Source organism: Pseudomonas sp. NPDC088444 (assembly GCF_044900175.1).
In the GTDB taxonomy this organism is placed as follows: Bacteria; Pseudomonadota; Gammaproteobacteria; order Pseudomonadales; family Pseudomonadaceae; genus Aquipseudomonas.
Map to the genome: position 1 here is coordinate 18221 of NZ_JBJDNK010000015.1, position 21121 is coordinate 39341.

Here is a 21121-nt window from a genome sequence, read left to right on the forward strand (position 1 = left end):
TCCGAGAAGGGGGTGTTCGAGCCACAACTTCACGCGCATCGGCCAGCGCCAGAACTCCCATGACGGCACGGGGTCACTAACGATGCGCGGGCCAGAGCGACCGCGTGCGAGATTGCGGGTCTTTCTGGAGGGATTCTTATGCTGTTGTTGTGGATCGTAGTGCTGGTGATCGGCGTGGCCTGGATGGCCCATCGGCGTATCGCGCCCTTCCCTGCACTGGGGATTGTGGCGATTTATCTGCTGGCGATGGGTGCGCTGAGTCATGCCCATGGCTGGATGATCATTCCCTGGGTGTTGTGGCTCGCCGTCGCGTTGCCGTTGGCCCTGCCGGACCTTAGGCGCAAACACTTCAGCGCGCCGATGTTCGCCTGGTTTCAGAAAGTGCTGCCGCCGATGTCGGAAACCGAACGCGACGCCATCGACGCGGGCACCGTCTGGTGGGACGGCGAGCTGTTCAGCGGTCGCCCAAACTGGAATACCCTGCTCGCCTATCCAAAAAGCCAACTCACCGAAGAAGAGCAGGCGTTTCTCGACGGCCCGACCGAAGAGCTGTGCGCGCTGGTCAGTGACTGGCAGATTGGTCAGGACATGGATCTGCCGCCCGAGGCCTGGGCACACATCAAGGAACACGGTTTCTTTGCACTGATTATCCCCAAAGAATATGGCGGCAAGGGCTTTTCGGCCTATGCCCACTCCCAGGTCGCGATGAAACTGGCCACCCGCAGCGGCGATCTGGCGTCCACTGTCATGGTCCCCAACTCCCTCGGGCCTGCTGAATTACTGCTGCATTACGGCACCGACGAACAACGCAATCACTACCTGCCGCGCCTCGCCCGGGGCGACGATATTCCCTGCTTTGCCCTCACCGGACCGCTGGCAGGTTCCGACGCGGGCGCCATGCCCGACACCGGCATCATCTGCAAAGGCCAATGGCAAGGAGAAGAGGTCGTTGGCCTGCGCCTGAACTGGGAAAAACGCTACATCACGCTGGGGCCGGTCGCGACCCTGCTGGGCCTGGCGTTCAAAGCCCATGACCCTGAGCACCTGCTGGGTGACGAGGAAGAATTGGGCATCAGCCTGGCCCTGATCCCCACGGACACACCGGGCGTGGAAATTGGTCGTCGTCACCTGCCGCTGGGCGCAGCCTTCATGAACGGTCCGAATTCGGGCAAAGACGTGTTCATCCCGCTGGACTACCTGATCGGTGGCCAGGCCATGCTCGGCAAAGGCTGGATGATGCTGATGAACTGCCTGTCCGTGGGCCGCTCGATTTCCTTGCCTGCCGTGGGCACAGGCGCGGCGAAATACACCAGCCTGGTGACCGGTCAATACACCCGCGTTCGCGAGCAGTTCAACGTGCCCCTCGCGGCTTTCGAAGGCATTCAGGAATCCATGGCGCGCATCGGCGGCAACGCCTGGCTGATGGACAGTGCCCGTATGCTGACCGCCAATGCCGTGGATCTGGGCGAAAAACCGTCCGTGCTGTCGGCCATTCTGAAATACCACCTGACCGAACGTGGCCGCGAGTGCATCACCCACGCCATGGACGTGCACGGCGGCAAAGGCATCATCATGGGGCCAAACAATTATCTGGGGCGCTCATGGCAAGGCGCGCCGATTTTCATCACCGTCGAAGGCGCGAACATTCTGTCGCGCAACCTGATGATCTTTGGTCAGGGCGCCATTCGTTGCCATCCTTTCGTCTTGAAGGAAATGGTGCTGGCCGGACGTGAGGATCGTGACCAGGCAGTGAAGGAATTCGACGACCTGTTGCTGCAACACATCGGTTTCGCGGTGCGCAACGCGGCCAGTACGCTGGTGCTGAATCTGGGATTCGGTCATTTCGACAGCATGCCCGGCGACCGCTTGAGCCAAGGCTATTTCCGCGCACTCAACCGTCAGGCCGCAGCGTTCGCGATGCTGGCCGACCTGAGCATGATGTTGCTGGGGGGCGAACTGAAACGGCGCGAACGGCTGTCGGCGCGACTGGGTGACGTGTTGAGCCATCTCTACCTCGCCTCGGCTGCGCTCAAGCGCTACCACGATCTGGATTATCCCGAAGCGCTGATGCCGCTGTTTCGCTGGTCGATGGAAGAAGCCCTGGGCGAGTCGGAACGTGCACTGGATGAACTGCTGAGCAACTTCCCGAACCGGGTGCTGGGCGGATTGCTTCGGGCAATCGTGTTCCCGCTGGGCCGCCGTCACACAGGCCCTTCGGATGCGCTGGATGCCGAGGTTGCGCAGATCATCGGTCGCACCAAAGGCGACCCGGCGCTGGAATCATTGCTCGCCGGTTGCTACCGCCCGACGTCGGAAAACGATCCGGTCGGTGCGTTGCAGCGGGCTGTGGATCTGTTGAATGACGCCAGACCGCTGTACGAAAAACTGCACCACGCAATGAAGGGCGGCCAGTTCAAAGCAGCGGGCGGCGAGCACGTGATCGATGCGGCATTGAACGCGGGCGTGCTGCAAGCGAGCGAAGCACAGAAACTGCACGCAGCGGAAGCGGCGCGACGCAAGGTGATCGATGTGGATGATTTTGATAAGGAGGAGTTGAAGCCCTCTGAAGGAAAAACCCGTTAACCCTGTGGGAGCGAATTCATTCGCTCCCACAGGTTTCGTATTCCACCAATTGAATGTGGTTTTCTTGAAATAGCGCTCTAGCCTGCACATTTCTCGAACCCTGTCCTACACTCCCCGGTAACAACAAGAAAACACCAAGGGGACGCATCATGATCGATCAACGCATGACTCATCGCTGCCTGCTCGCTGAAATCGCCTCGGGGGAGGATATCTTCAGCGGCAAACCCACCCAGACCCTACAAACCCTGCTGCTCATCGGTTTTGTCACGCGCCAGCCGAACCCCAACCATCCTTATGCGAATCTGGCCCTGACGGATGCCGGGCACCGTTATCTGGCCGGCTTATGGCATTGAACTGACACCCTGCTTCGGGGGATGCGTCGGCCTGCTCGGGGATCTATACTCCCGCGCCTGTTTTTTGTCTCTGAGGACTTCATCATGGCCGACGCCAATCTCGACCGCACTCTCAACCTGCTGACGCACCTGCGTGGCATTCTGGTCGCGCTCGGTGAAGCCGAACAGGTGCCCGAAGAAAGCCACGCGCTGTTCATCGAACGTTATGACGAGTTGCTGGCTCTGCTGCCGGTCGAGCCCATCGAAAGTCAGTATCTGGGCCAGGATTTACTGTGTCAGGTCATCCAGCGCTACCCGCAAATCGCGCACCTGGTGCCTCGCGACCTGCTCTGGTACTTCGGCGGCGATTGCCTGCATTACATGCCCGACGAAGAAATCGACCTGTACACCGCGCTGGAAGAGCGCCGCTACGAGGCCGAGCAGAACGAGGAACCGTTCGACTGGGACCAGGAAAAGCAATTGCTGGCGATGGGGCAAGATGGCTCGCGTCACTAAGCGGATTCAGCGCAACAGTCCCCCATGAACGCTGGGAAGGTCGCATGAATGTCACTCCTGATAGCGAAGGTTCTCTGGTGGTTTGAGGCCTGTAGCCGTCCGGTTTGCTGACGGTGGCGCCATCGAATTCGCTGCCGCCGGCAAGCCGGACCGCTACAGAAGACCATCCCCAGCCCCTACTCGCGGTACGCCGTCCCCTGCCGATCCAGTTCGCGGATCAACGCATTCCAGTGCCGCGCTACGCCAGGGCCTCTGCCGTCGTGAAACACTCTGGCCTGCTCCTCGACCTTCTTCACGACGTCCTCGGGCGGGAAGATCAGCTCTGCGTTGCCCGCAGCCTGCGCAGCGATCTGGATATTGCAGGCGTATTCCAGATTATGCAGTTGCTTGAACGCATGCTCGACACTGACGCCCGCCGTGAGCAAGCCATGATTTCTCAGAATCATCACGCTCTTGTCGCCCAAATCCGCCACCAGCCGTTCACGCTCGCCCAGATCCTGAGCGATGCCTTCGTAACCGTGGTAGGCGACACGCCCGGAAAACGCCAGCGCGTGCTGAGAGATCGGCAGCAAACCCCTCTTCTGCGACGACACTGCGATGCCATCGCGTGTGTGGGTGTGCAGCACCGCTTGCAGGTCGGGCCGCGCCGCGTGAATGGCGCTGTGGATAACATAGCCCGCGTTATTGATCCCAAGGCCGGTCGGGTCATCGACAAGGGTGCCGTCGATGTCGACCTTGACCAGATTCGATGCAGTGATTTCGTCGAACATGAGGCCGAAGGGGTTAATCAGGAAATGCTCGTCAGGCCCTGGCACCCGCGCTGAAAAATGCGTGTAGATGTGATCTGTCCAGCGCTTGAGTGCGGCGATGCGGTAGGCCGCGGCGAGCTTGACCCGTACGTCCCACTCTTCAGGACTGACCCGCTCTCGCACATTGTTTGAACCAGGCGGGACGGGCAAAGGACTGACGTTGCTCATGCATGACTCCCTGTAAGTCTGGAATAGACGTGTCGACGGAGCCTAAGCGTGCGCGAAAATGTTTAAAAATCACATTTTCTTCTAAGCTAATTATCAATATTTTTTATTATCATGACCAACGACTCAGGCTGCCTCTCGCGCCTGCTTCAACGCATCGGCTACCAATCGTCCGAACAGCGAGACCGGCGCCTGCAAGTTCCCCAGAAAGCGCGGGTAGATCAGCCACAAATCCAGCACGGGTTTGAAATCCTTCAGCGGCATCTCGGCCAGCAAATCGCGGTGGGCACTGCGCTCCAACAACGGACGCGGCACCAATCCCAGCCCCATGCCGTCCGCGACCAACCCCAATTGCAACTCAGTGCCAAAGGTCTCCAGATTGACCTTCAGGCTCAGGCCCTGATCAGCCAAGGTACGTTGCAGACCGGCACGAAAGCCACAGCCGTCGGGGTTCAGCACGAAGCCCTGCTCGAAACAATCGGCCAGCTTGACCGGCTTCTTCGGCAAACGCTCCTTGTCACAGACCACCACCAACTCCATCTTGCCGATGGATTCGCCAATGATCGCCTCGGGAAAAATCTTGCCTGCGGGGAACAGCGCCGCTGCGGCATCCAGCTCGCCATTCTCGATCTTGCCGATCAGGTGGCTGCCCCAGCCGGTGACCACCTGAGCGCGCAGGTCAGGAAATCGCCCGCGCATGTGCTTCAACGCGTCCAGCAGCACGACATCGCCGATGGTTTGCGGCACGCCTAGACGCAGAAGACCGCTGGGCGGCGTGTCGCTGGCCACCAGTTCACGCAGCGAATCCATTTCACGCAGAATCGCCAGACATTTCTGATACACCTGCATGCCCATGGCTGTCGGCTTGAGTGGCTTGGTATTACGGTCGAACAGCTCGACACCCAACGCTTGCTCGAAGTTCTGTACCCGACGGGTGATCGCCGGCTGGGTCAACTCCAGCGATTCAGCAGCGTGACTGATCGACTGGCAACGAATCACCGCCACGAAGGCATCGATATCATCAATTTTCATTCGGTTCGCACATGGAAAAAGAGAGACAAGATAGGCAAAAAGCATAATTCCAATCGACGTGGCTGGATACCCCGAGCGCCGACAGACGCCGAACAAATGCTTTTTCGTTATATCCTAATCATCAATAAATAGCATATTAATAACAATTATTATGCTTATATTGGCTAACCGAACTCGTCACGGAGCCGACATGAGCCAACCCCGACACCCCGAACGACTGCGCGCTTTCATTGGCGCACTGGCCGAACTGATTGACAGCAACCCGCGAGAGGGTGACCTGCTGCATCGTGGCGGAAAACTGCTCGGGCAACTGGTGAAACATGACGATTGGCTGCCCGATGAGTTCGCCGTACCCGATCCGACTCGCTATCAGCAATTCCTGCTGCACGCCGACTCCCGCCAGCGCTTTTCCGTGGTCAGCTTTGTCTGGGGGCCGGGGCAAAGCACGCCCATCCATGATCACCGTGTCTGGGGTCTGATCGGCATGTTACGCGGCGCCGAATATTCGCAAGGGTTCGCTCGCAGCGCCGATGGGCGTCTGGAAAAAGAAGGCACAGCCATTCGGCTCGAACCCGGCCATGTCGAGGCGCTGTCCCCCCGTAGCAACGACATACACCAAGTCAGCAACGCCTTCGACGATCAAGTGTCGATCAGCATTCATGTCTACGGCGCCAACATCGGCGCCGTGAAACGCGCCGTCTACCAGGCTGACGGCAGCGAAAAACTGTTCATTTCCGGCTATTCAAACGCTTACCTCCCGAACATCTGGGACCTGTCCAAAGAGAACCAAGCCCAATGACTCACAGCACTCGTTCATTTGCCGATATTCGCAACGCCCTGCTGGCCAAAGAAGAAGTGGCACTGGTTGACGTGCGCGAAGAAGCGCCGTTCGCAGAAGCCCATCCGCTGTTCGCGGCCAACATCCCGCTGTCGAAACTGGAGCTGGAGCTGCTGTCGCGCATTCCTCGTCGGGATACAGCCATTACGCTGTACGACAACGGCGAAGGGCTTGCGCAGATCGCCCTCTCCCGCTTGTCGGATCTGGGCTATAGCGATGTCAGATTGCTGGAAGGTGGATTGCAGGGCTGGCGCGAAGCAGGCGGCGAACTGTTCATCGACGTCAACGTGCCAAGCAAGGCGTTCGGCGAACTGGTCGAACATCATCGCCATACCCCGTCGCTGGCGGCGGAGGAAGTCAAACAACTGCTGGACGCCAAAGCCGATGTCGTCGTCCTGGATGCCCGCCGGTTCGACGAGTATCAGACCATGAGCATTCCGACCGGGGTGAGCGTGCCCGGCGCCGAACTGGTACTACGTGCCCGCGAGCTGGCGCCGAACCCGCAGACCCGCATCATCGTCAATTGTGCCGGGCGTACGCGCAGCATCATTGGCACTCAGTCGCTGGTGAACGCTGGGCTGCCGAACCCGATTTCTGCTTTGCGCAACGGTACCATCGGCTGGCTGCTGGCCGGCCAGACACTGGACCACGGGCAATCTCGGCGATTCCCGGCGGTCAGCGACGACACCTTGAACATAGCCCGCAGCGATGCCCGCAACGTGGCGGACAAAGCCGGGGTGAAGCGCGCCACCCGCGCCGATCTGAACGTCTGGCACGCTGACGCGACACGCACCACCTACCTGTTCGATGTGCGCACCCCGGAGGAATTCGAGGCCGGGCACCTGCCAGGCGCGCGCTCGACACCGGGCGGCCAACTGGTTCAGGAAACCGATCACTACGCCAGCGTGCGCGGTGCGCGGATTGTGCTGGTGGACGACAACGGCGTGCGCGCCGATATGTCGGCCTCCTGGCTCGCGCAACTGGGCTGGGAGGTGTACGTGCTCGATGGCGTGAAGGCTTCGGAATTCAGCGAAAAAGGCGCCTGGCATGCACCCATTCCGACGCCTTGGCAGGTCGAGGAAATCAGCCCGGACACCCTGCGCCAGTGGCAGCTGCGCGGCAGCGTGGCGGTGCTGGATTTCACAGCCAGCGCCAATTACGTGAAGCAGCACATTCCCGGCGCCTGGTGGACACTGCGTGCCGACCTGTCCAACGCCCTGCGCAAGATTCCGGCTGCCGAGCAGTACGTGCTGACGTGCGGCAGCAGCAAACTGGCGCGTCTGGCGGTCCCGGAAGTCGAAGCCCTGACTGGCAAACCGGTGTTTCTGCTCAACGGCGGAACCGCGAGCTGGGTTGCCGCCGGATTCGAACTGGAAAGCGGCGAAAGCCACCTCGCCTCGCCCCGCATCGACCGCTACCGCCGCCCCTATGAAGGGACCGATGCGCCGCGTGAAGCGATGCAGGCGTATCTGGATTGGGAGTTCGGGTTGGTGGAACAGCTGGGCCGCGATGGGACCCATGGTTTTCATGTGATCTGAGCCCGAAGCCACGTAGATATTTTGCTGCCGAACACACCTCCCGTGTGGGAGCCGCCTGGGTGGCGAAAGCAGTAGGGTCAGTCAGATCTCCCATAACTGACTCACCACTTTCGCCAGCAAGCCGGCTCCCACAAGAACGGCGTCTAACTCAAACACACTTACAACGCTATGCCGACCCCTTCTCCAGGCGGAGGCTGCCTACCTGACTTCAAGCCTGGAGAACACGACAATGTTCACCCTGTTTCCACCCCTGCGCCGACGCAAGCCATGGCTGCTCGGCGCGCTGTTCGCCCTGTCTTTCACTCAATTCGCCCACGCTGCCGAAGCCCTGCAACCGCTGCTGGTGGCCAACCAGAAATCCGCGCTGAAGGTCCTGCTGGACGTCTCCGGCGAGCTGAAAAACGTTCCCTACGAAATCAAGTTCTCCGAATTCCCCTCTGCTTCTCCACTCGGTGAAGCGTTGAACGCGGGCGCTGTCGATGTCGGCGCGCTGGGCGATGCGCCCTACGTCTTCGCCCTGGGCGCGGGCGGTCCGTTGAAGGTGATCAGCATCACCCACGTCAACGGGCGCTACACCACCGCGCTGATCGTACGCAATGATTCGCCGATCCAGTCCGTGGCCGACCTCAAAGGCAAACGCATCGTCACCGGGCGTGGATCCATCGGCCATTATCTGGCGATTCGTGCGCTCAACGAGGCCGGGCTGAAAACCAGCGATGTCAGCTTCGTCTATCTATTACCGAGCGAATCGCGACTGATCCTCGACAACGGCGACGCCGACGCCTGGGCCACCTGGGCGCCGTATACCACAGTCGCCACACAGAACGGCGCGCGCATCCTGCCCAACGGCCCGGACCTGCTGACCAACCACTCCTACCTCGCGGCCACGAGCAAGGCCATCACGGAAAAACGTGCGCAACTGGATGATTTCGTCGTGCGTCTGGACCGCGCCTATCGCTGGGTCAACGCCCATCCCAAGGAATACGCGGCGGCGCAGGCCAAGGTCACGGGGCTGCCCGTCGAGGTCCATCTGGCGGTCAATCAAGATACAAAAATGGAGCGTGTCAGCATTGATGACAACGTGATCCAGGGGCTGCAAAACACCGCCGACATCTACGAGCGCGAAGGCATCCTCAACAAGCACGTCGACGTATCCCACGGCTTCGATCCCCAATTCAACGCCATTCGCCTGGCCGCCGAACAGGCTGCCGAGAAAACCGATTCACAAGCGGCACGCTGAGCGGCCAGGAAAAGGAGAGCATTCCCATGAGCACACCTCGTCAACTCAAACTCGGCGCGATGGTTCACGGTGTCGGCCACGGCTGGGGCGAGTGGCGCCACCCGGATGCCGTCGCCGACGCGAGTACCAATTTCCAGTGGTACAAGGATCAGGCGCAGTTGGCAGAGAACGCGAAATTCGACTTCGTGTTCATCGCCGACAGCCTGCACATTCACGAGAAATCCAGCCCGCACTACCTCAACCGTTTCGAACCGTTGACCATCCTGTCGGCGCTGGCGGCCACGACCTCGAAGATCGGCCTGGTGGCCACCGTCACGGTCAGTTACACCGAACCCTTTCAAGTGGCTCGACAGCTTTCCTCGCTGGACCACATCAGCGGCGGGCGCGCGGGCTGGAACATCGTGACCTCCTGGCTCAGCGGCACCGCCGACAACTTCAGCAAGGCCGAACACCCGCCCCACGCTGTGCGCTATCGCATCGCCAAGGAGCATGTGGCGACGGTCAAAGGGCTGTGGGATTCCTGGGAGGATGATGCGCTCACGCGCAACAAGCAGACCGGTGAGTTTTTCGACCGCAGCAAGCTGCATACGCTGAACCACAAGGGCGAGTTCTTTCAGGTCAAGGGGCCGCTGAACATCTCTCGCTCCCGTCAGGGGCAGCCAGTGTTGTTTCAGGCGGGGACCTCGGAGGACGGTCGCAACTTTGCCGCTGAATATTCCGACGCGATTTTCGTCCATGCCGAGTCGTTCGAAGAGTCGAAGGCCTACTACGCCGACCTCAAACGTCGGGCCAAAGGCTTTGGCCGCAACCCGGACACGCTGTCGATCCTGCCGGGCATCCGCCCCATCGTCGGTCGCAACCCTGAAGAAGTGGAACACCGTTATCAGCAAGCCGTGGACCTTGTGAGCATCGAAGACGCTATCGTCGCCCTCGGTCGCCCGTTCAATGACCATGATTTCAGCCAATACCCATTGGACGCCCCGTTTCCCGACCTGGGCGATCTGGGGTCCAACAGCCAGAAAGGAGGCTCGGACCGCATCAAAAAGCAGGCCCGGGAGCACAACCTGACGTTGCGCGAGGTGGCACTGGACTTTTCCCGCCCCCGCCGTGAATTCGTCGGCACTGCGGAACAGGTCGCCGATCAGATTCAGCACTGGTTCGAGAACGGCGCCAGCGACGGGTTCATCATCAATTCGCTGCTGCCGGACGGCCTGAAATACTTCACCGAGCTGGTGATTCCCGTGTTGCAAAAGCGTGGACTGCAACGCAGCGAATACACAGGCTCTACCCTGCGCGAGCATTTCGGTCTTGAGTTTCCGGTCAATCGCTACACCGCCGCGCGAGACGACCAGACGTCGCTTGCCCCATCCCATAAAGCGCAGGTTTCAGCATGAACGCCGGATTGAACCGACGCACCGCGTTTATCGAACCGGAACAGGCTTTCACCGAATGCTTGCAGCGCCTTTCGGCGCAGTTTGCAGACACCGCACAACGCTACGACGAGAGTGGCGAATTCCCACATGACAACTTCCGTTTGCTGCATGAACACAAGTTGCTCGGCCTGACCGTCCCCACTGCGCTGGGTGGCGGCGGTGCGGATCTCAAACAGGCGCAGCAGGTCATCAGCGCCGTGGCCCGGGGCGAGCCGTCTACGGCGCTGATTCTGGTGATGCAATATTTGCAACACGCACGGCTGCACCAGACACCCCACTGGCCAGAGCACTTGCGTCGGCAAGTGGGACTGGACGCCGTTCATCATGGCGCGTTGCTGAATGCGTTACGGGTCGAGCCTGATCTGGGTTCCCCCTCACGTGGAGGGTTGCCTGTCACGACCGCGCGCCGCACGGATGAGGGGTGGCGAATCAGTGGCCGGAAAATCTACTCCACCGGCAGCCACGGCCTGACGTGGTTCAACGTCTGGGCACGCAGCGACGATGACGAGCCGTTGGTGGGGGTCTGGCTGGTGCGCAAGGACAGTCCAGGCGTGCGCATCATCGAGGATTGGGATCACTTGGGCATGCGCGCGACGTGCAGCCATGAAGTGGTGTTCGACGACGTGCTGGTGCCGCTGGATCACGCCGTCAACGTCAACCCGGCCAGCGCTCCCCAGCCGGAACTCGACGCGTCCGGGCAATTGTGGATGTCGGTGTTGCTGTCCTCGGTCTACGACGGCATCGCGCAGTCGGCAAAGGACTGGCTGGTGGATTTCCTCGAAACCCGCACCCCGTCCAACCTCGGCGCATCGCTGTCGACCCTGCCCCGCTTTCAGGAAGCCGTTGGTCACATCGACACGCTGCTGTTCGCCAACCGGACCCTGATCGACTCAGCCACCCACGGCCTGACGCCCGCCCGCCATGCGCCGCAGATCAAGTATCTGGTGACGTCCAACGCCATCCGCGCGGTGGAACTGGCCATTGAGGCCGCTGGTAATCCCGGCCTGTCGCGCAACAACCCATTGCAGCGGCACTACCGCAATGTCGTGTGTGGACGCGTGCACACGCCGCAGAACGATGTGGTGTTGCAGGGGATGGGCAAGGCGGTGTTTGCAGGGCGACGAGATCAATGATGGTGATCACCTAAAACGCGCACAAACAAAAACGCCGCTCTGTTGAGCGGCGTTTTCGTGAATTTGGAGCGGGAAACGAGACTCGAACTCGCGACCCCGACCTTGGCAAGGTCGTGCTCTACCAACTGAGCTATTCCCGCAATATGGCGTCCCCTAGGGGACTCGAACCCCTGTTACCGCCGTGAAAGGGCGGTGTCCTAGGCCACTAGACGAAGGGGACACGCTACAACATTCACTCCCTGCTGCGCTTCGCTGTGTGCTTTACGCTGCAAGTGGCGCGCATTCTATGGATCGTTGGTGAGGTCGTCAAGCCCCCAATGAAAATTTATTCAAATCAATGACTTCGCCCTCTAATTCGGTCATGGATGGCCGATACAAAAGGACGGGCAGGCATCTCTATTAATAGACGCGCCGATGACGAGCCTTCCCGCGATAGTGCGTAGCCACTACACTCGGCGCTTATCACTTGATCGAGGCTTGTACGGTGACACCACTCATTATCACCCTGTTGGTTGTAGCAGGCATCGTACTCCTGATCGCGATCGGCTACCTGAACCACGTCGCCGAAAGTAAAAAAGTCGAGCGCGCCCGCACCCTCGTCGAGCTCAATGACCGTCTGCGCCGCTGCAGCGAACTGTCCGAGACCTTCCCCGGCCAGTTGATGAGCCCGGCGCTCAAACTGCTGCTGGTGCGCCTTGAACTGAACGTGGTCAAGCGCCTGATCGCTCTGGAGCGTCGTAACAACCCTGCCATTCAGGAACACGAGACCGAACTGGAAGCGCAGGTGGCGCTGGGCGACAACATCAAAGTCAACAACCCGGTCAGCCCGATTCAGACTGAAGCCAAGGCCAAGGATGTGCGTTTCCTGCTGGAAGCGATGCACGGTCAGGTCACGCGCGCCGCCCACGACGGCTTTCTGCAAACGGCTGAAGCCAAGCACTGGATTCGCGAAATCCGCAACATGCTGGTGTTGCTGCACATTGAGTTCTTCAACAACCTGGGCCAGCAGGCGCTGAATCAGGATCAGCCCGGTCAGGCACGGCTGGCGTTCGAACGGGGTGTGCAGTATTTGAAGAACCAGCCAGAGCCCGCGCCGTGGAAAACGCATTTGCAGGCGATGGAACGTCAGTTGGCGCGGGTCAATGCCATGGTGCTTGACCAGATTGCCCCGACCGATGACGACCAAAACGAGCTGAGCGAAGGCTTGAAGGCGGACGCCGCCGATGCCGAATGGAAGAAAAAGGCCATCTACGATTAATGGCCTGAATCAGGCCTTGCGCTTCGCGGCGACTGCGGACCTTGTAGGAGCGAATGAATTCGCTCCTACAATGTCGCCACGTTAAAACCTGATATCCGTGGGGCGGTTACCGCACTTCCCCCCTCAACCCCGCCACTCGCTCGCGCACCAACGCAGGCTGGGTATCATCCCCGGCAATCGCGGGCCCGGCGACCAGCGTCACCCGCGACCACAACCGACGAAACACGCCCTTGTTCGGATCGCGGCTGAAGAAGCTGCCCCACAGCCCCTGCAACGCCATCGGAATCACCGGCACGTTGGTTTCTTCCAGAATACGGGTCATGCCACTCTTGAACTCGTCGATATCGCCCGTCGTGGTCAGTTTGCCTTCGGGGAAGATGCACACCAGCTCGCCATCGTTCAGGTATCGAGCAATGCGCTTGAACGCCTGGTCGTAAATCAGCAAATCCTCGCTGCGCCCGGCAATCGGGATCGCGCCTGCGGTGCGGAAGATGAAGTTGAGCACCGGCAAATTGAAAATCTTGTAATACATGACGAAGCGGATCGGTCGACGCACGGAGCCGGCAATCAGCAGCGCGTCGACGAACGACACATGGTTGCAGACCAGCAGCGCTGCGCCTTCGTCAGGGATCTGTTCCAGGTCGCGATGCTCCACGCGGTACATGGAATGGCTGAGCAGCCAGATCATGAAGCGCATGGTGAATTCCGGGACGATCTTGAAGATGTAGGTGTTGACCGCGATGTTCATCAGCGAGATGACGAGGAACAACTGTGGAATCGACAGTTTCACCACGCTGAGGAAGATGATCGAAACGATAGCCGAGACCACCATGAACAGCGCATTGAGGATGTTGTTCGAGGCGATCACCCGCGAGCGCTCTTTCTCCGCCGTCCGCGACTGGATCAAGGCGTACAGCGGCACGATGTAAAAGCCGCCAAAGACGCCAATGCCGAGAATGTCCAGCAACACCCACCACGCTTGGCCATAACCCAACACCGCCAGCCAATTGTTGGCCTGAACGTTTTGCGGAAAGTCGCCGGAATGCCACCACAGCAGCAAACCAAACACGGTCAGGCCCATGGAGCCGAACGGCACCAGACCGATCTCCACTTTGCGCCCGGACAACCGCTCGCAGAGCATGGAACCTGCGGCGATGCCGATGGAGAAGACCGTCAGGATCAGGGTGACGACGGTTTCATCGCCGTAGAGGAATTCCTTGGCGTAGGCCGGGATCTGCGTCAGGTAGATCGCGCCGACGAACCAGAACCAGGAGTTGCCGACAATGGAGCGGGACACCGCTTTGGTCTGCCCCAGGCCGAGCTTCAAGGTCGCCCAGGATTCGCTGAAGATGTTCCAGTTCAGGCGCATGTCCGGCGTTGCTGCAGCCGCAGGAGGAATGCCACGGCTGGCGAGGTAACCCAGACAGGCAACCAGCACCATGGCAATGGAAACAATGGGTGCGTAATGGGTGGCCGACATCATGATCCCGGCGCCAATGGTCCCGGCGAGAATCGCCAGAAAGGTGCCCATTTCCACCAGCCCGTTGCCGCCCACCAGTTCGTTCTCGTGCAGGTGTTGCGGCAGGATCGAGTATTTCACCGGGCCGAACAGTGCCGAATGGGTGCCCATGGCGAACAGGGCCGCGAGCATCAACGACAGGTGATCGAAGAGAAAACCGACAGCGCCGACCACCATGATGCCGATCTCCAGCACCTTGATCATGCGGATCAGCCTGTCTTTGGGGTATTTCTCACCGAACTGCCCGGCCAGCGCCGAGAACAGGAAGAACGGCAGGATGAACAGCAACGCGCAGAGGTTGACGTAAATCGAGCGGTCGCCGTCGATGGTCAGCTTGTAGAGGATGGCAAGGATCAGCGATTGCTTGAAGATGTTGTCGTTGAAGGCCCCGAGGGACTGGGTCACGAAAAACGGCAGGAAGCGCCGCTTGCCCAACAAACTGAACTGCGTCTGACTCATCGTCCATGGTCCTGAATGGCGCCGTTATCGGCTTACTGATTGGAACGCCTTAGCGCTGATCCGAGCCACATTGAAGACGTTGCGCGGTAGATTGTCGATAGCCCCAAATCGGGGCTACAGAAATGTCTGTGGGGGCCGGCTTGCTGGCGATAGCATTGGGTCAGATGCCCCAAAGATGAATGACACACCGCCTTCGCCAGCAAGCCGGCTCCCACAGTGATACGTGTCGAGCCCTGGATTTGTGATTGACGCTGATCCTGTGGGAGCCGCCTTTGGTGGCGAAAGCGATTGACCAGCCAACATAGAATCTCCCACAGGGTGGAACAGTGCAGGCAGAAAAATTCGATCAGGGCTTGAGTCCGGCGATACAAGGAGAAACAAACAGCTCTCCTTTATAAGCCCCCACCACCGTGCGCTTCATGATGACCAGCCACAACGCCGCCAACCCTGCGACCAACACACTGCCGAGCAGCGAGAAAAAGCCCAGATGCAGCACCGCACCCAGCTTCAACGTGGTCAGGGCGAACACGCCCAGCGGAAAGGTGAATCCCCACCAGCCCAGATTGAACGGGATGCCGTTGCGCAGGTATCGAGCCGTGATCAACACCGCAAGCAGCAGCCACCACACACCGACGCCCCACAGAACGATGCCGGCGATCAGTCCCAGCCCTGATGCGATCTCGCCTACACCCGCTAGCCCATTGGCGGCAAAGATGGCGGGAGAATCGGCGCCTAACACCATCAAACCGAACGCTCCGGTGCTGATCGGCCCCAGCGCCAGCCAACTCGACGCGGCCATGTTTTCGTGGGGCAGTTTGTGCAGGACCATGCGCAGCAACAAGATGGTCAGAATGCTGAACGCCACCGGCACTGACAGCGCCCACAGTGCATAACCGGTGATCAAGACGCTGAACTGGCTGTGCGCGTCAGCCAGGTGTGGCGCCAACAACCCTCCGCTGGCCGCTGCCACTTCGGCCGCCACCACTGGCAGCAGCCAGACGGCGGTCATTTGGTCGATGCTGTGCTGTTGACGAGTGAACATCATGAACGGGATCAGTACGCCACAGGCCAGCGACATCGCCACGTCCAGCCACCACAGTGTTTCGGCGAGCGGCAGAACACTGTCGCCCCAGCGTGGCAGGCCGAAGATCAGCAAACCGTTGATGATCGTCGCCAGCCCCATGGGGATCGTGCCGAAGAACATCGAGACCGTCGAATGCCCGAAGATCCGTCGCGCTTCGTCGAAGAACATCACCCAACGGGCGGTGTAGAGGAAGCTGAAGACCAGGAACAGGACGATGTTCAGCATCCACAAGGCTTCAGCCAGTTGAGACAGGCCCGGAATGTAAACGGGAAGCTGCGTCAGCACAGCCGACAGAATCCCGGTGCCCATGGTCGCGGCGAACCAGTTGGGGGTGAATTGACGAATGACTTCCCGCGGGTGGCTCAGTTGGCTGAACGGTTTGCGCGGCATACAAATGGCGTGGCTCATGGACGGCTCCTGTCCTCTTGTGAGGTGATCTCCATGTTATGCCGCTGGCTGATATCGACTAAGCGGGTAATTTCGCTATATGTCATAGATTTTGTAGATATACGAAAATCTCACGGCTGCCCTCGTCTTATGGGAGATTCTATGTTGCCTGGTGAAGGGCATTCGCCACCCCGTTGGCTCCCGCAATGATCGCGCTAAGCCAGTGACGGCCCGCGACACCCCGCCGCTCAGACCTTGGTCGAAACAGACGAACGTCACCCGGCGTGCGAGACTGTCTGGCCGGTGAGGGATCGCCGTCGACTGTCATTGCCTGGTTCTGGAGTTGTCATGTCACTGTCCAGCGGTTTGATCGCTGCCGTCGCCCTGGCCTATATGGCCATCATGTTCGCCATCGCCTTCTACGGCGACCGGCGCAGTGGTGCCCTGCCGCCGCGGTTGCGTGCCTGGGTGTACAGCCTGTCGCTGGCGGTGTACTGCACCAGTTGGACCTTCTTCGGCGCAGTCGGCCAGGCGGCCGAGCAGTTGTGGTCGTTCCTGCCGATCTACCTGGGTCCTATCGTGATGATGGTGCTGGCGCCCTGGGTGCTGCAAAAGATGGTGCTGATCAGCAAGCAGGAAAACATCACCTCCATCGCCGACTTCATCGCCGCCCGCTACGGCAAATCCCAGACCCTGGCCGTGGTAGTCGCGCTGATCTGCCTGATCGGCGTATTGCCGTACATCGCGCTGCAACTCAAAGGCATCGTACTGGGGGTGAACATCCTGATCGGCGCAGGTGCTGACGCCACCGGCACCCGCGCACAGGACACCGCGCTGATCGTGTCGCTTGTGCTGGCGCTGTTCACCATCGTGTTCGGCACGCGCAATCTGGACGCCACTGAACACCACCGAGGCATGGTGCTGGCCATCGCGTTCGAGTCGCTGGTCAAGCTGTTCGCATTCATGGCCGTGGGCGTGTTCGTGACCTTCGGCCTCTACGACGGCGTCGACGACCTGTTCAATCAGGCCATGCTGGCACCGCGTCTGGAGGAATACTGGAAAGAGACCGTCAACTGGCCCTCGATGGTGGTGCAGACCGCCGTCGCGATGATGGCCATCGTCTGCCTGCCGCGACAGTTTCATGTCACGGTGGTGGAAAACATCGAACCCCAGGACCTTCGCCTGGCCAAGTGGGTATTTCCCACTTACCTGCTGCTAGCCGGGCTGTTCGTGGTGCCGATTGCGCTGGCCGGGCAAATGCTGCTGCCCAACTCGGTGTTACCGGACTCCTTCGTCATCAGCGTGCCACTGGCCCACGCCCACCCGGCGCTGGCGATGCTGGCGTTCATCGGTGGCGCGTCGGCGGCGACGGGCATGGTGATCGTCGCCAGTGTCGCGCTGTCGACCATGGTGTCCAACGACATGCTGCTGCCCTGGCTGTTGCGGCGCAAAACCGCCGAGCGGCCGTTCGAAGTGTTTCGTTACTGGATGCTCTCGGTGCGCAGGGTCAGCATTGTTGCCATTCTGTTGCTGGCCTATGTCAGTTATCGCCTGTTGGGCTCGACCGCAAGCCTGGCAACCATCGGCCAGATTGCCTTTGCTGCCATCACTCAACTGGCGCCCGCGATGATCGGCGCGCTGTACTGGAAACCGGCTAACCGCCGTGGCGTGTTCGCCGGGTTGGCGGCCGGGGTGTTCATCTGGTTTTACACGCTGGTTCTGCCGCTGGCCGCCCACAGCATGGGCTGGTCGTTGAGCAGTTTCCCGCTGCTGGCGTGGTTGCACAGCAACCCGTTCAATCTGCCGATTTCACCGCTGACCCAAGGCGTTGTGCTGTCGATGGCGGGCAACTTCGCGTTGTTCGTCTGGGTATCGCTGCTGTCGCGAACTCGCGTTTCCGAACACTGGCAAGCGGGCCGTTTCATTGGCCAGGAGTTGAACGCCCGACCCAACAGCCGCTCGTTGCTGGCCGTGCAGATCGAAGACTTGCTCAAGCTGTCGGCCCGTTTTGTCGGGGAAGAGCGCGCTCAGCAAAGCTTCATCCGCTTCGCCTACCGCCAAGGCAAGGGCTTCAACCCGAACCAGAATGCCAATGGCGAGTGGATCGCTCACACCGAGCGCTTGCTGGCCGGCGTGCTCGGCACGTCTTCGACCCGGGCGGTGGTGAAAGCCGCCATCGAAGGTCGCGACATGCAACTCGAAGACGTGGTACGCATCGCCGACGAAGCCTCTGAAGTGCTGCAATTCAACCGTGCGCTCCTGCAAGGCGCGATCGAGAACATCACTCAGGGCATCAGCGTGGTGGACCAGTCCCTGCGGCTGGTGGCCTGGAACGACCGTTACCTTGAGCTGTTCAATTACCCGGATGGATTGATCAGCGTCGGACGGCCGATTGCCGACATCATTCGCTACAACGCCGAACGCGGTTTGCTGGGGCCGGGTGAGGCAGAGGTCCACGTCGCCCGACGCCTGCACTGGATGCGACAGGGCCGTGCACACACCTCCGAACGCTTGTTCCCCAACGGGCGAGTGATCGAGTTGATCGGCAATCCAATGCCGGGCGGCGGGTTCGTGATGAGCTTCACCGACATCACCGCGTTCCGCGAGGCCGAGCAGGCGCTCAAGGGCGTCAACGAAAGCCTTGAACAGCGCGTGGCCGAACGTACTCGCGAGTTGTCGCAGTTGAACCTGGCGCTGACCGAAGCGAAGGCCCACGCCGAAGCGGCCAACCAGTCGAAAACCCGCTTTCTCGCAGCGGTCAGTCACGACCTGATGCAGCCAATGAATGCTGCGCGGTTGTTCTCGGCGGCACTGCTGCATGTCGATGAGCAAATCCCCGATGAAGCTCAGAAACTGATCCAGCATCTGGACAGCTCGTTGCGCTCCGCCGAAGACCTGATCAGCGATTTGCTGGACATTTCCCGGCTGGAAAACGGCAAGTTCACCCCGACCATCGCGCCCTTCCCGCTTAACAACCTATTCGACACACTGGGCGCCGAGTTCAAGGCACTGGCTCAGGAGCAAGGCTTGGATTTCCGGGTGCGGGGCAGCCATTTGCGAGTGGCCAGCGATGCCAAGCTGCTGCGCCGGGTGCTACAGAACTTCCTGACCAACGCCTTCCGTTACGCCAAAGGCCCGATTCTCCTGGGCGTGCGGCGCAAGGGGAGCAATCTGAGCCTGGAAGTGTGGGACCGCGGCCCGGGTATCCCGGAAGACAAGCGCCAAGTGATTTTCGAGGAATTCAAACGCCTCGACAGCCATCAGACCAGGGCTGAAAAGGGGTTAGGACTAGGCTTGGCCATCGCCGATGGCCTGTGCCGCGTGTTGAGCCACACGCTCGAAGTGCGCTCATGGCCGGGCAAAGGCAGTGTATTCAGCGTCAACGTGCCGCTGGCCCGTACGCAAACCTTGCAGCAAACGGCGCCGATCGAACCGAAAAAGGCCGCGCTCAATGGCACTCAGGTGCTGTGCATCGACAACGAAGACAGCATTCTCATCGGCATGAACAGCCTGCTCAGCCGCTGGGGCTGTCAGGTGTGGACGGCGCGCAATCGAGACGAATGCCAGACCCTGCTCGACGACGGCATTCGCCCGCATCTGGCGCTGGTGGACTATCACCTGGACCATGGCGAAACCGGCACCGACCTGATGGCCTGGCTGCGCACGCAACTGGGCGAACCGGTGCCCGGCGTGTTGATCAGCGCCGATGGCCGCCCGGAACTGGTGGCACAAGTACACGCTGCCGGGCTGGAATACCTGGCCAAGCCGGTGAAGCCTGCGGCGTTGCGCGCGTTGTTGAGTCGGCATGTGAGCCTGAACTGATTTCACTGCGCGACTGTGTGTAGGAGATTCTATGTTGTCTGATCAACAGCTTTCGTCGGAGCGCCGCCCGGCCGCCCTCTCACAAAAGGCGCTTAGCGTAAGCCGATAGAGTGCGTTACCTCACCTTCCTGAACACAAACATCAACCCCACCACAATCAACACCATCCCCAACACGCTCAGCAGCGCCAGGCGGTTGCCGAAGATCAGGTAGTCCATGATCGCGGTCACCGCAGGCACCAGATAAAACAGGCTGGTGACGTTGACCAGATTACCCTGGGCGATCAATCGGTAGAGCAAGAACGTCGCCAGCACCGACACCACCAGCCCCATGTACAGCACTGGCACATAGAACCCGACACTGTGTTCGAAGTGAAACGGCTGGAACGGCACGAACACCGCGCACACCATTGTCCCGGCGAAATACTGCACAGGCAGCGTGCCAAGCGGGTTGTCGGTGATGCGTTTCTGCATGATCGAGCCGCCCGTCATGGCCAGCATGCCGAGTACGCCGAACGCCATTCCCGCCAATGAGCCGCCGTCACCGATACCCTGAAAGACCACCAGTACCAGCCCGGCCAGCCCCAGGCACAGACCGAACATCCGCGACGCTGAACGGCTGCGCTCCACCAGCACCGCCGTCAGAATCGGCTGCACCCCCATGATGGTCGCCATGACACCCGGTGCGACTTTCATGTCCAGCGCCAGCAGGTAGCAGATCTGATAGGCACCCAACAGCACGGCGCCGGTCATCAGTGCATAACGCATCGATTGGCGCGTGGCAGGCAGTTTGTAACCCAGGCTTGGAATCAGAATCCCCAGCGCGATCAACGCCAGCAAGAAGCGGAACAGCAGAAACGCGAAAGGCGAGGCGTGGGTCAGGCCCCACTTGGAAACGATGGCCCCGCTGCTCCAGAGCAGGACGAACAACGTAGTCGTGGCCAGCGAGGCCAAGGTTTTGTTAGCGAACATGGT

The 21121-nt window shown here is 60.3% G+C and carries 15 protein-coding genes and 2 tRNA genes; 10 read left to right on the plus strand and 7 right to left on the minus strand.

Annotation, left to right across the window (positions count from 1 at the left end):
• Window positions 1-138: 138 nt before the first annotated feature.
• The 3 genes from ACI2KB_RS24730 to ACI2KB_RS24740 all read left to right on the plus strand — a co-directional run bounded on the left by ACI2KB_RS24730 (window position 139) and on the right by ACI2KB_RS24740 (window position 3431).
• Window positions 139-2583, plus strand: a complete 2445-nt coding sequence (locus tag ACI2KB_RS24730; RefSeq protein ID WP_404638952.1) for an acyl-CoA dehydrogenase — start codon at window positions 139-141, stop codon at window positions 2581-2583.
• Window positions 2584-2732: 149 nt separating this feature from the next.
• Complete coding sequence (locus ACI2KB_RS24735; RefSeq protein ID WP_404638954.1) at window positions 2733-2936, plus strand: hypothetical protein; 204 nt, start codon at window positions 2733-2735, stop codon at window positions 2934-2936.
• A gap of 84 nt (window positions 2937-3020) precedes the next feature.
• Window positions 3021-3431 carry a PA2817 family protein gene (locus ACI2KB_RS24740; protein ID WP_404638956.1) on the plus strand — a complete coding sequence of 137 codons (411 nt, stop codon included), beginning with the start codon at window positions 3021-3023 and terminating at the stop codon, window positions 3429-3431.
• Between the two features lie 176 nt (window positions 3432-3607).
• Here the strand turns inward: ACI2KB_RS24740 and ACI2KB_RS24745 are convergent, their stop codons facing one another.
• Both ACI2KB_RS24745 and ACI2KB_RS24750 read right to left on the minus strand, forming a co-directional pair.
• Entirely contained in the window at window positions 3608-4408 is an 801-nt protein-coding gene (locus ACI2KB_RS24745; protein ID WP_404638958.1) for a class II aldolase/adducin family protein, read from the minus strand.
• Window positions 4409-4531: 123 nt separating this feature from the next.
• Window positions 4532-5437 carry a LysR family transcriptional regulator gene (locus ACI2KB_RS24750; RefSeq protein WP_404638960.1) on the minus strand — a complete coding sequence of 302 codons (906 nt, stop codon included), beginning with the start codon at window positions 5435-5437 and terminating at the stop codon, window positions 4532-4534.
• A gap of 190 nt (window positions 5438-5627) precedes the next feature.
• On the opposite strand from ACI2KB_RS24750, the gene ACI2KB_RS24755 reads away from it, so the two are divergent.
• The 5 genes from ACI2KB_RS24755 to ACI2KB_RS24775 all read left to right on the plus strand — a co-directional run bounded on the left by ACI2KB_RS24755 (window position 5628) and on the right by ACI2KB_RS24775 (window position 11619).
• Window positions 5628-6236 (plus strand): cysteine dioxygenase, encoded by a 609-nt coding sequence (locus ACI2KB_RS24755; RefSeq protein ID WP_404638962.1) that lies wholly within the window; start codon window positions 5628-5630, stop codon window positions 6234-6236.
• A complete protein-coding gene (locus ACI2KB_RS24760; protein WP_404638964.1) occupies window positions 6233-7813 on the plus strand; it encodes a rhodanese-related sulfurtransferase in 1581 nt (526 codons plus the stop codon). Before ACI2KB_RS24755 ends, ACI2KB_RS24760 begins: the two co-directional genes overlap by 4 nt.
• Before the next feature lie 229 nt (window positions 7814-8042).
• Window positions 8043-9053: an ABC transporter substrate-binding protein gene (locus ACI2KB_RS24765; RefSeq protein WP_404638966.1), complete on the plus strand. Its 1011-nt coding sequence runs from the start codon at window positions 8043-8045 to the stop codon at window positions 9051-9053.
• A gap of 26 nt (window positions 9054-9079) precedes the next feature.
• Window positions 9080-10447 carry an LLM class flavin-dependent oxidoreductase gene (locus ACI2KB_RS24770; protein WP_404638968.1) on the plus strand — a complete coding sequence of 456 codons (1368 nt, stop codon included), beginning with the start codon at window positions 9080-9082 and terminating at the stop codon, window positions 10445-10447.
• Complete coding sequence (locus ACI2KB_RS24775; RefSeq protein ID WP_404638970.1) at window positions 10444-11619, plus strand: acyl-CoA dehydrogenase family protein; 1176 nt, start codon at window positions 10444-10446, stop codon at window positions 11617-11619. Before ACI2KB_RS24770 ends, ACI2KB_RS24775 begins: the two co-directional genes overlap by 4 nt.
• A 64-nt stretch (window positions 11620-11683) precedes the next feature.
• On the opposite strand, the gene ACI2KB_RS24780 is transcribed toward ACI2KB_RS24775, so the two are convergent.
• Window positions 11684-11759: transfer RNA gene (locus ACI2KB_RS24780), tRNA-Gly, on the minus strand.
• A gap of 4 nt (window positions 11760-11763) precedes the next feature.
• A tRNA-Glu gene (locus ACI2KB_RS24785) sits at window positions 11764-11839 on the minus strand.
• Window positions 11840-12103: 264 nt separating this feature from the next.
• On the opposite strand from ACI2KB_RS24785, the gene ACI2KB_RS24790 reads away from it, so the two are divergent.
• On the plus strand, window positions 12104-12877 hold the full coding sequence (locus tag ACI2KB_RS24790) for a hypothetical protein (RefSeq protein ID WP_404638972.1): 774 nt from the start codon (window positions 12104-12106) through the stop codon (window positions 12875-12877).
• 106 nt (window positions 12878-12983) lie between these two features.
• On the opposite strand, the gene ACI2KB_RS24795 is transcribed toward ACI2KB_RS24790, so the two are convergent.
• Window positions 12984-14855, minus strand: coding sequence for an MFS transporter (locus ACI2KB_RS24795; protein WP_404638974.1), 1872 nt, complete (start codon window positions 14853-14855; stop codon window positions 12984-12986).
• Between the two features lie 346 nt (window positions 14856-15201).
• Window positions 15202-16347 carry a TDT family transporter gene (locus ACI2KB_RS24800; protein ID WP_404638976.1) on the minus strand — a complete coding sequence of 382 codons (1146 nt, stop codon included), beginning with the start codon at window positions 16345-16347 and terminating at the stop codon, window positions 15202-15204.
• A gap of 327 nt (window positions 16348-16674) precedes the next feature.
• Here ACI2KB_RS24800 and ACI2KB_RS24805 point away from each other — a divergent pair, with 327 nt between their 5' ends.
• Window positions 16675-20148: a NahK/ErcS family hybrid sensor histidine kinase/response regulator gene (locus ACI2KB_RS24805; RefSeq protein ID WP_404638978.1), complete on the plus strand. Its 3474-nt coding sequence runs from the start codon at window positions 16675-16677 to the stop codon at window positions 20146-20148.
• A gap of 115 nt (window positions 20149-20263) precedes the next feature.
• Here ACI2KB_RS24805 and ACI2KB_RS24810 read toward each other — a convergent pair whose 3' ends face one another.
• Window positions 20264-21118, minus strand: a complete 855-nt coding sequence (locus ACI2KB_RS24810; protein ID WP_404638980.1) for a DMT family transporter — start codon at window positions 21116-21118, stop codon at window positions 20264-20266.
• Window positions 21119-21121: the final 3 nt, after the last annotated feature.

What these genes read in the sequence shown, in the direction of transcription:
- ACI2KB_RS24730 (WP_404638952.1), top strand. Translation starts at nt 139, where the DNA reads ATGCTGTTGTTGTGGATCGTAGTGCTGGTGATCGGCGTGGCCTGGATG.
- ACI2KB_RS24735 (WP_404638954.1), top strand. Translation starts at nt 2,733, where the DNA reads ATGATCGATCAACGCATGACTCATCGCTGCCTGCTCGCTGAAATCGCC.
- ACI2KB_RS24740 (WP_404638956.1), top strand. Translation starts at nt 3,021, where the DNA reads ATGGCCGACGCCAATCTCGACCGCACTCTCAACCTGCTGACGCACCTG.
- ACI2KB_RS24745 (WP_404638958.1), bottom strand. Translation starts at nt 4,408, where the DNA reads ATGAGCAACGTCAGTCCTTTGCCCGTCCCGCCTGGTTCAAACAATGTG.
- ACI2KB_RS24750 (WP_404638960.1), bottom strand. Translation starts at nt 5,437, where the DNA reads ATGAAAATTGATGATATCGATGCCTTCGTGGCGGTGATTCGTTGCCAG.
- ACI2KB_RS24755 (WP_404638962.1), top strand. Translation starts at nt 5,628, where the DNA reads ATGAGCCAACCCCGACACCCCGAACGACTGCGCGCTTTCATTGGCGCA.
- ACI2KB_RS24760 (WP_404638964.1), top strand. Translation starts at nt 6,233, where the DNA reads ATGACTCACAGCACTCGTTCATTTGCCGATATTCGCAACGCCCTGCTG.
- ACI2KB_RS24765 (WP_404638966.1), top strand. Translation starts at nt 8,043, where the DNA reads ATGTTCACCCTGTTTCCACCCCTGCGCCGACGCAAGCCATGGCTGCTC.
- ACI2KB_RS24770 (WP_404638968.1), top strand. Translation starts at nt 9,080, where the DNA reads ATGAGCACACCTCGTCAACTCAAACTCGGCGCGATGGTTCACGGTGTC.
- ACI2KB_RS24775 (WP_404638970.1), top strand. Translation starts at nt 10,444, where the DNA reads ATGAACGCCGGATTGAACCGACGCACCGCGTTTATCGAACCGGAACAG.
- ACI2KB_RS24795 (WP_404638974.1), bottom strand. Translation starts at nt 14,855, where the DNA reads ATGAGTCAGACGCAGTTCAGTTTGTTGGGCAAGCGGCGCTTCCTGCCG.
- ACI2KB_RS24800 (WP_404638976.1), bottom strand. Translation starts at nt 16,347, where the DNA reads ATGAGCCACGCCATTTGTATGCCGCGCAAACCGTTCAGCCAACTGAGC.
- ACI2KB_RS24805 (WP_404638978.1), top strand. Translation starts at nt 16,675, where the DNA reads ATGTCACTGTCCAGCGGTTTGATCGCTGCCGTCGCCCTGGCCTATATG.
- ACI2KB_RS24810 (WP_404638980.1), bottom strand. Translation starts at nt 21,118, where the DNA reads ATGTTCGCTAACAAAACCTTGGCCTCGCTGGCCACGACTACGTTGTTC.